Consider the following 13,472-nt stretch of genomic DNA (forward strand, 5'->3'; position numbering starts at 1 on the left):
TCCAATGTGACGGGGTGCACAGAATATCTGATGATTTTCCGCAGGATATGCGGAACAACAGAGCCATCAGACCGTTTGTTTGACGACTCTCTGGTGGGAAATTCAAACTCAGGCTTGACGTGAGGCCTGTGTCGGATCACCTAAGAGGCATATTAATTTCACACGAATTCAAGGGGGCTACTATGGCTTTCGAACTTCCCGCACTTCCCTACGCCCACGACGCTCTGGCAGATCTGGGCATGTCGAAGGAAACGCTGGAGTTTCACCACGACATCCACCACAAGGCCTACGTCGACAACGGCAACAAGCTGATCGACGGCACCGAGTGGGCGGACAAGTCGCTGGAAGAGATCATCAAAGGCACCTACAACGCGGACGCAGTTGCCCAGAACGGCATCTTCAACAACGCGTCGCAGCACTGGAACCACATGCAGTTCTGGGAAATGATGGGCCCCAAAGGCGACGCGATGCCGTCGGAGCTGGAAGCCCGCATCGTTGACGCGTTCGGCTCGGTCGACAAGTTCAAAGAAGACTTTTCGGCAGCTGGCGCAGGCCAGTTCGGTTCGGGGTGGGCATGGCTGGTCGTCGACACCGATGGCACCCTGAAGGTCACCAAAACCGAGAACGGCGTGAACCCCGTCTGCTTTGGCCAGACCGCACTGCTGGGTTGCGACGTGTGGGAGCACAGCTACTACATCGACTTCCGCAACAAGCGTCCCGCCTACTTGACCAACTTCCTCGAGAAACTGGTTAACTGGGAAAACGTGGCAGAGCGCCTGTCGAAAGCCTAAGGCTTTCCCGCGCAACGCGAATTTCTGGACGCCCTGCGGTTTTCCGCGGGGCGTTTTCTTTTGGGGGAACTTTTAGGCATCCCTTGCGTTTTCTTAATGAAATCAATGCACAGGAGGATGTTATGGCCGAACGCGTCAGGTCGAAAGACGGCAGCCGAGACACCGATAAGGTGATGGGCGCTGAGGGAGAGATGGATCAGCAGGGACGACAGGGCGGCAACTTGCAGCGCGACATCGGCACCCGCGACGAGCAGAAGCGCGCAACCGAGCGTCCCGCAGGTGACACCCGAGTGACCAAAGCAGACGAAAAGGAGGACAGCTAATGACTAAGTTGAAAAACGGCGCATGGGTTTTGATCGCAGATGGCGAAAAGGCCTTGTTCCTCCGCAACGATCTTGATGCGCAGGACCTTGATCTGAATGTGGTGCGGATCGAAGAACAAGAAAACCCATCGGACCGCGAGCAATCCGCAAACCGTCCTGGCCGCATGCACGACGGTGGCCCCGGCCAAAAGTCGGCGGTGGATGACACCGATTGGCACGAACTGGCCAAAGAGCGCTTTGCGAGCGATATGGCCGACATTTTGTACAAGCAGGCGCACAAGGGCAAATTCGACGAGATTGTCGTTGTCGCGCCCCCGCAGACCCTGGGCGAACTGCGCAAGGAAATGCACCAAGAGGTCAGTGACAAGGTGATTGCCGAAATCCCCAAAACCCTGACCAACCACCCGATCGACAAGATCGAAGAGTTGATCAAACAGGAATTGGCGGCCTGATCCCGCGTCGCGCCCCCACCTACAGGGGGCGCAAACGCATCTGCACCTTTGCACAGGGGCATCCGCCTGACACCATTGCAATCTGCGCGGCAGAGGCGCAGACATTTGGCAGACGACCCCAAGGAGCCTGCCATGACCCAGACCGTTCGCGGCATTCTAGCGATGATCTCGGCCTGTGTGGTGTGGGGGCTGTCTTCGATCTTCTACAAGCTTTTGTCGGATGTTCCGCCGCTGACCATCCTCGCGCACCGGACCCTGTGGTCGGCGGTGTTCTTCGCGCTGGTTCTGTCCGTACAGGGCCGCATTGCGCAGTTGCCTGCCGCGCTTGGTAACCGCCGAACGCTGCTTGTCATCGCGGGAGCGTCGCTGACGATCTCGCTCAACTGGTTTTTCTTTATTTATTCGGTCAACACGGGCCACGCGACCCAAGCCAGCTTGGGCTATTACATCTTTCCGCTGGTCGCGGTTTTGCTCGGGCGCATCTTCTTTGCCGAGAGCCTGAACCGATGGCAGATGGTCGCTGTGGCGCTGGCTGCGGGGGCGGTGTCTTTGCTTACATGGGGGCTTGGCGTGGCTCCGTGGATTTCGTTGATCCTCGCCTTTAGCTTTGGCTTTTATGGGGTGCTCAAGAAGCTTCTCAGCATCGGACCTGTCGTCAGTGTGACGGCAGAGGTTGTGCTGCTGATCCCGATCTCGCTGACGGTGCTTTGGATCGGTGGCACGCATATGGACAGCCCGTACCAGACCGCGCTTCTGCTGTTCTCGGGTCCGCTGACGGGTTTCCCGCTGATCCTGTTCAGCTATGCCAGCCGCCGCATTCCGATGGCGACGGTTGGCATTCTGCAGTACCTGAACCCGACCCTGCAATTTCTGGTCGCGGTCCTGTTGTTCAAAGAGCCCTTTGGCATCTGGTACGCCATAGCCTTTGGGATGATCTGGACCGCGCTTGCGATTTACTCGACCGCAGGGGCGCGGGCGGCCTCGCGCAGACGCAAGACCGCGTCCTCGACCGTGTCCACCACCGTCACGAATTCCAGCATCGAAGCACCGGCAAAACCCTGATCCACCACGTGCTGCAGCAGGTCCACCAAGGGGCCCCAGTAGCCGTCGGTGTTCACCAGAATAATGGGCCGTGCGTGCAGCTCCAGTTGCCGCCATGTGAGCACTTCAAAAAACTCGTCCAGAGACCCCGCGCCGCCCGGCAGAACGACCACGGCGTCCGAGTTCATGAACATCACTTTCTTACGCTCGTGCATGTTTTCCGTGACGATGAACTGGGACAGATCACGCTTGCCGACTTCCCATTTCATCAGGTGCTCGGGGATCACGCCAAAGGTCTGCGCCCCTGCGGTTTGGGCGCTGCGGGCGACCACGCCCATCAGACCAACGTCGCCAGCACCGTACACCAACCGCCAATTTTCAGCGGCGATGGCGCGGCCCATCGCGTCGGCAGCGCTTTCAAATGCGGGGTTTTTGCCTGAACGTGCGCCGCAAAAGACACAAACGGAAAACAAGGACATGGGTGGCTCTCCTTCGGCGGGAATTCGCCTAGACCCCGTTTAAGCGGGTTGGTATCCTCGATCAATACGTCGTGATGGCTTCGACAAGCGGGGAAACCACAGAAAAATGACCAATACACGCACAATTCTGATGGGTCTTGGCACCGGTGTGGTCTTTGCGACGCTGGCGGTTTTCTTCTTTGCCGATGAGATGGACGTGCCTGCGTTCCTTGATGGGGAAACAGGTGATGCGCAATCGGCTGAAATGGCCGCAGATGAGTCTCAAGTTGAGCTTACAGAGCCCGCCGCAGAGACCGCTTCAACAGCTGAAAGTGCAGAGGCCCCAGTGGTCGCAGCGTTGCCCGAGCCAGAGGTCAGCGCCGCACCCGAAGCCATGGAAGAGGCGACCGCAACGGCGGAAAGCGCCGATGTCACGACCCCTACAACAGAGCCCTCTGACCCCGCGCTCCAGTTTGATCTGGTGCGGGTCGAGCCCAACGGCAGCACGTTGGTTGCTGGACGCGCGCCTGCCGGTCTGCAATTGGCCATTCTGGTGGACGGCGCGCGTGTGGCGACCGCGGATGCGGGGGCCGACGGCAAGTTCGTTAGCTTCCTCGATCTGCCGCCCGCGCCGCGCCCCCGCGTGCTGACACTGGCCCATCGGGATGGTGACACCAACGGCACCCAAGGCAACCAGCGCGTTATCCTCGCGCCTGTGTCCTTGCCCGCGCCGACCGAAGAGGATGCTGCGCAAGGCGTCGCGGCCTTGCCCGTGCCCGAGGCGGAGAGCAGCGCGCCCGAACAGCCCGAACTCGAAACAGCGATGACCGCGCCCGACGCGCCCGCAGCACCAGCGCCCCTGCCGATCGCGTCTGACGCGCCCGGCGCGCCAACTGTTCTGCTGGCCGATGACAAAGGGATGCGCGTGCTGCAACCGGGCGGCTCGGCCCCCGAGGTGATGGAGCAGGTGGCGCTGGACGTGATCAGCTACGACGCTGAGGGCGACGTGAACCTTGCCGGTCGCAGCACCGGAGCCGGTCATGTGCGGGTCTATGTGGACAACGAGCCTGTGATCACCAGCGCTATTGACGATAACGGCAGCTGGCGCGTCCAACTGCCTGAGATCGACAGCGGGAACTACACTCTGCGCGTGGACGAGATTGCCGAAGATGGCTCTGTCGCCTCTCGTCTGGAAACGCCTTTCCGACGCGAGAGCGAGGATGTGCTGGCCGATGCGCCGCGCGATGCGAGCGGCGCTGTGACCGCGACTGTCGTGCCCGGATCGACTCTGTGGGCCATTGCGGCGGACACTTATGGCGAGGGCGTGCTGTATGTGCGTGTCTTTGAAGCGAACCGCGACAAAATCCGTAACCCCGATCTGATCTACCCCGGTCAAATCTTTGATTTGCCACGGGACTAACGGGCAAGCACTGGCCAAGGGTAGGGGGCTGACCTATTCTCTGCCCCAGACTTAGAGCGGAGCCCGAATGCCCCCCGAAACCCAGACCGATCCGACCGCCGCCGAAGAACGTAGCGGCGGCTGGCGCGTGTTGCGCCGCGTTGCCCCATATCTTTGGCCCAAGGAGCCCAAGTGGATCCGCGTCCGCGTGGTTCTGGCGTTGCTGTCGCTCTTGGTGGCCAAGCTGGTCGCGACCGCGTCGCCCTATATGTACAAGCTGGCCGTGGACACCCTGTCGCCAGATGGCGAAATTCCGGATGTCGCGGGCTTTGCCTTGGGCGCGGTGGCGCTGACGGTGATCTACGCGACGGCGCGGTTCCTGACCGTATCGTTGCAGCAGTTGCGTGATGTATTCTTTGCCCCTGTCGGGCAGAGGGCGGTGCGCAAACTGGCCCACGAAACCTTTCGCCACATCCACAACCTGTCCCTGCGCTATCATCTGACGCGCAAGACTGGCGGGCTTTCGCGGATTATCGAGCGGGGCATCAAGGGCGTGGAGTTCCTGCTGCGCTTTACCCTGTTGTCGATCGGCCCGCTGACCATCGAACTGCTGCTGATTTCGATCTGGCTGATGGTTCTGTTTGATGTGTGGTATCTGCTGATCGTGCTGGGGACCGTGGTGGCCTATACCACCTTTACTTTTGTGGTGACTGAGTGGCGCGTGAAGCTGCGCCGCCAAATGAACAAAGAGGACACGACCGCCAATCAGAAGGCGATCGACAGTCTGCTGAACTTCGAAACTGTCAAATATTTCAACGCCGAAGAGCGCGAAGCGACACGATACGATGAAAGCATGGCGGGCTATCAGAAGGCCGCGCTCAAGACGAGTTATTCGCTGGCCTTCCTAAATTCGGGGCAGTCCTTTTTCATCTCTGTCGGTTTGGCAGCGGTGATGATCTTGGCCGCTTTGGGCGTCCAGCGGGGTGACCTGACAGTAGGGGATTTCGTCATGGTGAACGCCTACATGGTGCAGATCACCAGCCCGCTCGGTTTCCTCGGGACCGTGTACCGCGAAATCCGTCAGAGCCTTGTGGACATGGCAGAGATGTTCAACCTGCTGGATCAGCCGTCCGAGGTCACCGACAAGCCCGACGCCAAAGAGCTGAAGGTCACCCGCGGCGAGATTACGCTGGACGACGTGCGGTTTTCTTATGACCCAGAGCGCGAAGTTCTAAAAGGCGTGTCTTTGACCATCAGCGCGGGGCAGACCGTCGCGATTGTGGGCCCGTCGGGCTCTGGCAAGTCTACGATCAGCCGTTTGTTGTTCCGGTTCTACGACGTGAGCGGTGGCGCCATCAGGATTGACGGGCAAGACCTGCGCGATGTTTCTCAAACCAGCCTTCACGCCGCGATCGGCGTGGTGCCGCAGGATACGGTGCTGTTCAACGACACCATCCGCTACAACATCGCCTACGGTCGCGATGGCGCATCGGAGGATGAGATTATCGAAGCCGCCAAAGCCGCACAGATCCACGATTTCATCCTGCGCTTGCCTGACGGGTACGACACGCAGGTGGGCGAGCGGGGCCTAAAACTGTCAGGCGGTGAAAAGCAGCGCGTCGGCATTGCGCGGACCCTGCTCAAGAACCCGCCGATCCTGATGCTGGACGAGGCGACAAGCGCGCTCGACACCGAGACCGAGCGCGGTATCCAAGAGGCGCTGGTGCACGCGGCCCAAGGGCGGACTGTGCTGACCATCGCACACCGTCTGTCCACCATTGCGGATGCGGATTTGATTGTGGTTCTGCAAGATGGCGAAATCGTCGAGCGCGGGACCCATAATGACCTTTTGGCCCAAGATAGGCGGTACGCCAGCCTCTGGCGCCGCCAAGCCGCCGAGGCACAAGACGCGGCCTGACGTGGGCAAATCTCCAGTGAAATTAGGGCGGTCCTTTTCGGATCGCCCTTTTTGTTGGCTGTCGCCCACAGGTTGCGGCAATCAGCGCAAGTCGACAGCAATTCTACCATAGGGTGTTTGCGCGGAACGCAGTAAACTATCCGCGTATTTTTAGATTCTTTGTGGGGCACCGCTTGGTTTTTTGCCGGTTCGCGGTCCCAAAATTTTGAAAGATTTGTTGTATGACGACGCTCGTTCCCCTGTCGCAATTCTCCCAAAATCCCGGAAAAATCGATTTGTTGATTGTTGGCGCTGGCCCGTCCGGTCTGGCCGTGGCCCAAGAGATGTCAGGCCAAGGTTTGAATATCGTCGTGCTGGAAAGCGCGGGTCTGATCGAAACGCCGGAAACGGCCGAACTGTGCCGCGTGGACCATGACGGAGATTTGCGCAGCCCCGCGCCCTTGGCCAAGCGGCAGGAATTTCATGCGGAGTCGACGATGCACTGGGACCCCGACGTTCAGCGCTATGGCGTGCGCTGCCGCGTGATTGGCGGATCAACGATTGCTTGGGCGGGAAAATCCGCGACGTTCGACGAGACCGATTTTGCAGAGCGCCCTTGGGTGCCGCTGTCGGGGTGGCCGATCAGCCGACCCGAGTTGATGCCCTACCTCGACCGTGCGGCCGATATCCTGAACCTTGGCCCGAATGTGTACGATGAAAAGTTCTGGGATGTCGCGGGCCGCAAGGCGCCTGAACCCAAAATCAACGAAAGCCGGCTGAAGCCTTTCTTCTGGCAATTTGCGCGGTCGCGTGTGGACCCGTTGGATATCTATCGCTCGGGCCCGGAATTTCTGGAAGAACAGCGGAATGATGTGACCATCGTGACCGATGCGACGGCGCAAAAAATCCTGACCGATCCAACGGGGCGTTTTGTGCGCGGGGTGTCCGTGGCGAACATCGCCGGAGAGGTGTTCGAACTGCACGCCGACACCTGCGTGATCGCGGCGAGCGCGGTGGAAAATGCGCGTCTTCTGCTGCTGTCCAATGACGCCAAACCGGCGGGGCTTGGCAACGACACTGATCAGGTGGGCCGCTACCTGATGGACCATCCGGGCGCGCATGTGGCGAGCTTCCCCGAGAAGGATCTGAAGCCGATTAAGAAAAGGTTCAGCTTCTATGGTCTGTCCCATAATGGTTGTACGCTGATGTACATGCCGGGCCTTTCCATGGCGCCGGAGTTGCAGCGCGAGGAAGAGCAGTTGAATTGCGCGGTCTACTTCATGATGGAGCGTGCCGAGGACAACCCGTTTGATGCGCTCAAGCGTTTGCTGAAACGCCAGAGCGACCGGCCGCTGGCAGATATCAAGAACATCATCGCCAACGCGGGCATCGTCGGCGCAGGTGTCGCGCAAAAGGCGCTGCAAAGCGGGATCGTTCCGCGCAAGGTCAAGCAGATGGTGTCCAACGCCGCAATCCTGATCAGTCCTAATTTCGTGGTCGAAGAATTCGAGACCCGCGGCATCCCGCACAAGCTCACCGGCGTTGCGATTCATGCGATTACCGAACAGCCCCCGCGCGCTGAAAACCGCGTGACCTTGTCTGATCAGACCGACCGTTTTGGAAACCCGCTGCCCCGTGTGGAGTGGGAGATCGGAGCAGCGCCACGCTGCGCGCTCGCGGGCATTGCAAAACTGGTTGCAGACGAATTAGAGGCATCTGGTCTGCCGCGTCCGCAATTGGCCGATTGGGTGCAGAACGACCGCCCCGAAGATGCAGTCATCATTGATATGGCGCACACCTTGGGGACGACACGCATGAGCCATGATCCGGCGACCGGTGTTGTGGATCAGAACTGTCAGGTCTACGGGACCGAAGGGCTCTATGTAGCGGGCGGCTCGGTCTTTCCGACCAGCGGGCACGCGAACCCGACCTTGATGATGATGGGCATCGCCGTGCGTCTGGCTGATCACCTAAAGGAGAAAGCCAACCAGAAACCTGCAGCGGCGGCCTGAACGAAAACAGCCCCTTCTGGTGCAGAAGGGGCTGAGATGTTACTCGGCGGCGCGCATCGTGCTGGTGTGGTGCGGCACGGGGGCCGAGATATCCTCGACCTCCCAAATGATTTCGGGCCGTTTGACACGTCTCGCAGCACGGGCCAGTGCCAGATCGCGCGCGGCACGGCTGCCTTTGCCAAGGGATATCTTGGCCAGCAGAGTCGCGATCCAGTGCAGATATGTGCCCGCCCAAACCCGCAGCGCCAGCAGTGATGGCGTAAAGACCAGCGTCAGAACCGTGGCGATCCCCAGACCAAAGACCACTGCGGTGGCAAGCTGCTTCCACCACAGGGCAGTGGGGCTGTCGATCGAGTAGCCGCCGTTGATGAAATCGAGGCTGAGGCCAAACATCATCGGGGCCAGACCCGCCATCGTGGTGATGGTGGTCAGCAGAACGGGACGGATGCGGGCTTCGGCTGTGCGCGTGATCGCATCGATCCGCGGCATGTACCGCGAGAATTCCTGATAGGTGTCAATCAGAACGATGTTGTTGTTCACGACGATCCCCGCAAGCGCGACGATCCCTGTGCCGGTCATGATGATCGAGAACGGCTGGTTCATCACCAGCATCCCGATCAGCACACCTGCCGTTGATAGAATGACCGCCAAGAGCACGAGTACTGAGTTATAGAAGCTGTTGAACTGCGCCAGAAGGATCACAAACATCAGCCCAAGCGCACCTGCAAACGCACTCTGAAGGAAGGCTGCGGACTCGGCCTGATCTTCTTGGTCACCAGTCCACTCTGCCTCTATGCTGGCGGGGAATGGCTCTGTGTCGAGCCAAGCGTTCAGTGCTTCGATCCGTTCGTTGCCATTCACGGCGCTGAGCACAGCGTCGCCGTTGACTGCGTCGCGCACGGCCTCACGGTCCGTACCCTCGGCTAGCCAGTACAGACCGTAGGGGGTTTCTCCCTTGGTCGCAAAGGCTTGGCCGCGTTCACCCAAGGGCAGCACAGTCAGGTCCTGCAGCATGGCGGTGATTTCGCCGTCCTGCACCAGTTTCCACAGGCCGGGGGCCACGTCTGCCTTGATGTCAAAGTGCCGCTTCTGATCGACGCGGTTGATCTCGGCCAACTGCGCGACGGGCTGGCGCGTGATGAAGTTGGCCAAGGGCACGAGCCCTTCGGCGGTACGGACCTTGAGCGTATCTAATGTCGACAGCACGCGGTCCTGCTCGGGCAGGCGGACGCGGATGTCGATCTCTTCGTCACTGGTGTCCACGCGCATGGTGTCCAAGAGCAGACCGTTTGTGACCAGCTGAACCATCGCGCCCACGGCTGCCACGTTCGCGCCATAGCGACCCGCCTTGGCCACGTCCACGTCGATTTGCCAGTCGATGCCGGGCAGGGGCAGGGTGTCTTCGATCAGCGTCAGGCCGGGCAGGCTTTCGAACTGGGTGCGGGCCGTTTGCGTCGCGCCCAACAGTTCGTCCCAGTCGTCGCCCTTGAGCCGCAGGTGCACAGGTTTCCCAGAAGCGGGGCCCATGGCCAGCTCAAGCACTTCGGCCTGTATGCCCGGAATCTGGTTGAGCTGTGTGGTCAATTCCTCGAGCACCACGTTGCCGTCCAGATCGGCGCGGCCCATCCGCTCTTCCCAGCGGATGGTTTCGAATTGGACCTGACCGATGGTGTCCGATGGGGCCTGCGCGCCACCGTTGTTGCTGTCCAAGCCGCCCGATCCGGCAAAGGAGAAGACCGAGCGTACACCGGGGTGGGCGATCACGACTTCCTCGACCTCGCGCACCAGCGCATCCTTTTCCTGCAGGCTCAGGTTGCCGCGGGCGCGGACGTAGACCTGCGCTTGCTCGGGTTCGGACGCGACGAAGAATTCGACTCCATTGTTGTTCGCGCCATAATAACCAAAGGTCGAGATGACAAAGAAGATGACCCCGCCAATGACCGCAAGCGGCATGATGGGATTGCCCACGATCCCGTGCATGAGCCAACCGAACGGCGACCGTTTGTAGCCTGCATCCACGCTGCGCTTCTTGCGCCAATCCACGCGGGCAGCGTCGATGGTGATGCTGGATAGCACAGCCCCGACGAGGAAAATCATGATACCGGGCAAATAGGCGCCAAAGCTGCCGCCACCCTGACCGTTGGTCAGATAGCCCGGGTTCAGGGTCTGCATGACGCCGATAAAAATCAGGTAGAGGCTGGGGGGAACCAGAAGGATGCGCACCCACCAAGGCGCGATGCGGCGCAGACCTTCGCCTGAATTGTGGAACGTGCGGCTCAAGCGGCCGGTCACGCCGCCAAGGACAGGCAGGTAGATCAGCGCCACCACCAACGAGGCAGACAGAACATAGATCAGGGTAACGGGCAGCATTCCCATGAATTCGCCGGGCACACCGGGCCAGAACAGCATGGGCAAGAAGGCGCAGAGCGTTGTCGCGGTCGAACTGACGATGGGCCAGAACATGCGCTTTGCCGCCTCGACATAGGCGTGCATAGGGCCGGAGCCTTCGGAGATGCGTTTGTCGGCGTATTCCACCACCACGATCGCGCCGTCCACGAGCATCCCCACGGCGAGGATGAGGCCGAACATCACGATGTTCGAAATGGCGATGCCGGACGCCCCGAGGATCGCAAAACACAGCAGGAAAGAGGTCGGGATTGAGAAGCCCACCAGAAGAGCAGGGCGAATCCCCAACGACGCCAGTACCACGATCATCACCAGCGCAATGGCCGTCAGCACCGATCCTTCGAGCTGTTTGACCATGCTGTCCACAGTGTGGGACTGGTCGTTCGAGCTGCCCACTTGCACGGCGGCGCGCATCTCGTCAGGCCAAGCGGCGCTGGCGGTGGCGATGACCTCTTTGACCTCGTTTGCGGTGTCGATCAGGTTGTAGCCCTTGCGCTTGACCACCTGCAGGGCAACGGTTTTCTCGCCGTTAAAGCGCGCGGTGCCCTGTCGGTCTTCGAAGGTCAGGCGAATGTCAGCGATATCGCCCAAAGTCACAACACGGTCGCCGTTTGTTTTCACGGGCAGGTCATAAACATCGCGCGGCTCGTCAAAGGACGAAGGGATTTTGACGGCAAAAGAACCTTGTTCGGTCTTCACTTCGCCCGCTGCGATCAGCTGGTTGTTGTTCTGAACTACGCTGATCAGCTCATCGGCTGTGACGTTGTAGCTTTCTAGCTTAAGTGGGTCGATCACGACCTCGAGCATCTCGTCGCGATTGCCCGCGATACCGGCTTCCAGAACCGCATCCAGTCCTTCAATGTCTTCTTGTAAGTCCTTGGCAATGCGGTTCATTGTGCGTTCCGGAACGGCGCCGGTCAGGTTCACAATAATGATCGGAAATTCGGAAAAGTTGATCTCGTTGATCGAGTATTTCTCAGCGCCTGCGGGGAAGTTTCCTTCGGCAGTGTTCATCGCGTCGCGCACATCGGCCAGCGTTTTGGTCTTGTCCCAGCCAAACTCGAATTCCAGCGCGACACCTGCGTACCCTTCGGACGCGGTCGAGGACATGGACTTTAGCCCGTCCAGATCGGACAGCTCTGTCTCCATGGGTTTGACCAACAGGGTTTCGCTGTCTTCGGCGCTGATGCCTTGGAATGGAACCGAGACGAACAGCGCGGGAATTTCGATGTCCGGCTCGCCCTCTTTGGGCAGGCCCACATAGGCAAAGGCCCCCACCGCGATCGAGATCACGACAAAGAACAGAACCATCCGTGCACGGGCCGCAGCCCAGTCGACGATGCCGATCATTTACTGGCCTCTCGATAAGTGGGGTCTACGGCGACGCCATCCACTACGTATTCCTGACCGACCACGATCACGGACACGGTTTGGGGCAGGCCGCTGACCCAGATGCCGTCGATGGTGTCACGCAGAACAGATACAGGCATATAGTGCGCCACATCACCCGTATCGACCACACGCACGCCCAAAGCGCCCTCGTCGTTCAGGGTCAGCGCGGATTGGGGCAGCAGATGTGCATTCTCGCCCGGGGCAGAGATTGCAACCTCGGCAGTTTGGCCCTCGCGGATGTTCAGGTCCGCGTTGGGGACGTCGATTTCCACGCGGAAGGTGCGGGTGATCTCGTCTGCGGAGCGGGACAGGAACGTCACTTGGCCCACAACTTCTTGGCCGGTGGTCAGACGCGCGCCCGCCTTGGCCCCCAGATCAATGCGGTTCACCTCGGTTTCGGGGACAAAGCCCACGACCTTGATCGGGTCCAGCTGGATGACGGTGCCACAGAGCGAGCCGGGCTGCATCAAACTGCCCAGCTCGGCGGTGTCGTTTTCGATGATGCCATCAAAAGGGGCTTCGATGGTCAGGCGATCAATCTCCTTCTTCACCGACGCGATCGAGGCTTTGGCGGACAAAATGCGCGCTTCTGCGCTGGACAGTCCGCCTGTTGCTGCCTCGACCGAAGCTCGGGCGCTTTCGATTGCGGCCTCGGCGTTGGCAACCTGCGTCTCAGAGGCAAAGCCATTCTTGGACAGCTCGCTCGCGGCACGGGCATTGATCTCAGCCTCGCGCAATCTGGCTTTGGCCTCGACCACGCGGGCCTGCGCTTCGGGGCGGGCGGCCTCGGCCTCGGCCAGGGCGGCTTCGGCTTCGGCCAGCGTGGCTTCGAGCGTGCCGGGATCAAGCTCACACATGACTGTGTCTTTGGTCACGTACTTACCCTTGCGCAGAGGCGCCGAGATCACCTGACCAGAGCTTTCCGACCGCAGCTCGACCTGACGGGCGGCTTCGGTCTGGCCGCGCAAAATCACGGCGCTGTCGATTTCTTGGGCTTCCATGGTCTGCACGACCACACCCACCTTACGAGTGGTGCGCGCCTCGTCTTCGGATGCGGTCTCCTCGGTTGGGGCAGCACCTGCAAAGGCCAGCAATTGCTCGCGCTCGAACACAACCAGATACAGAACTCCGGTTACAATCAGGGCAGTCAGAAGTTGGACGATGCGCATGGATATCCTCGGTCTTGGCCCGCAACACAGTCTATCACACAAAGGCGGGAATCGTTGCGGGCTATTCCTACACCGAAAACGTATACGCTAAACCACATAGTTTAGATTAGCTGTGCGACATATAAACGGCAA

At 60.1% G+C, this 13,472-nt stretch carries 10 protein-coding genes; 7 read left to right on the forward strand and 3 right to left on the reverse strand.

The features are described from left to right. Positions 1-182: 182 nt before the first annotated feature. The 4 genes from N4A58_RS10250 (at position 183) to rarD (ending at position 2,628) form a co-directional block, all read left to right on the forward strand. Positions 183-791, forward strand: coding sequence for a superoxide dismutase (locus N4A58_RS10250; protein ID WP_072706634.1), 609 nt, complete (start codon positions 183-185; stop codon positions 789-791). A 122-nt stretch (positions 792-913) separates the two neighbouring features. Continuing rightward, a complete protein-coding gene (locus tag N4A58_RS10255) occupies positions 914-1,114 on the forward strand; it encodes a hypothetical protein (RefSeq protein ID WP_293709229.1) in 201 nt (66 codons plus the stop codon). Further along, positions 1,114-1,566: a host attachment family protein gene (locus N4A58_RS10260; RefSeq protein WP_072706632.1), complete on the forward strand. Its 453-nt coding sequence runs from the start codon at positions 1,114-1,116 to the stop codon at positions 1,564-1,566. Before N4A58_RS10255 ends, N4A58_RS10260 begins: the two co-directional genes overlap by 1 nt. A gap of 132 nt (positions 1,567-1,698) precedes the next feature. Continuing rightward, a complete protein-coding gene (rarD, locus tag N4A58_RS10265) occupies positions 1,699-2,628 on the forward strand; it encodes an EamA family transporter RarD (protein WP_293709233.1) in 930 nt (309 codons plus the stop codon). On the opposite strand, the gene N4A58_RS10270 is transcribed toward rarD, so the two are convergent. Further along, positions 2,520-3,086 (reverse strand): TIGR00730 family Rossman fold protein, encoded by a 567-nt coding sequence (locus tag N4A58_RS10270; protein WP_072706630.1) that lies wholly within the window; start codon positions 3,084-3,086, stop codon positions 2,520-2,522. The two genes, rarD and N4A58_RS10270, sit on opposite strands and share 109 nt — an antisense overlap. Before the next feature lie 106 nt (positions 3,087-3,192). Here N4A58_RS10270 and N4A58_RS10275 point away from each other — a divergent pair, with 106 nt between their 5' ends. The 3 genes from N4A58_RS10275 to N4A58_RS10285 all read left to right on the forward strand — a co-directional run bounded on the left by N4A58_RS10275 (position 3,193) and on the right by N4A58_RS10285 (position 8,373). Continuing rightward, positions 3,193-4,485 carry a LysM peptidoglycan-binding domain-containing protein gene (locus tag N4A58_RS10275; protein WP_293709236.1) on the forward strand — a complete coding sequence of 431 codons (1,293 nt, stop codon included), beginning with the start codon at positions 3,193-3,195 and terminating at the stop codon, positions 4,483-4,485. A gap of 67 nt (positions 4,486-4,552) precedes the next feature. Beyond that, positions 4,553-6,382 (forward strand): ABC transporter ATP-binding protein/permease, encoded by a 1,830-nt coding sequence (locus N4A58_RS10280; protein ID WP_293709238.1) that lies wholly within the window; start codon positions 4,553-4,555, stop codon positions 6,380-6,382. A gap of 221 nt (positions 6,383-6,603) precedes the next feature. Beyond that, complete coding sequence (locus N4A58_RS10285) at positions 6,604-8,373, forward strand: GMC family oxidoreductase (RefSeq protein ID WP_293709240.1); 1,770 nt, start codon at positions 6,604-6,606, stop codon at positions 8,371-8,373. A gap of 39 nt (positions 8,374-8,412) precedes the next feature. On the opposite strand, the gene N4A58_RS10290 is transcribed toward N4A58_RS10285, so the two are convergent. After that, complete coding sequence (locus N4A58_RS10290) at positions 8,413-12,129, reverse strand: efflux RND transporter permease subunit (RefSeq protein ID WP_293709242.1); 3,717 nt, start codon at positions 12,127-12,129, stop codon at positions 8,413-8,415. Next, positions 12,126-13,340: an efflux RND transporter periplasmic adaptor subunit gene (locus N4A58_RS10295; protein ID WP_293709244.1), complete on the reverse strand. Its 1,215-nt coding sequence runs from the start codon at positions 13,338-13,340 to the stop codon at positions 12,126-12,128. Before N4A58_RS10295 ends, N4A58_RS10290 begins: the two co-directional genes overlap by 4 nt. Between the last annotated feature and the right edge of the window lie 132 nt (positions 13,341-13,472).

The organism is Donghicola sp. (assembly GCF_025210255.1).
In the GTDB taxonomy this organism is placed as follows: Bacteria; Pseudomonadota; Alphaproteobacteria; order Rhodobacterales; family Rhodobacteraceae; genus Donghicola; species Donghicola eburneus.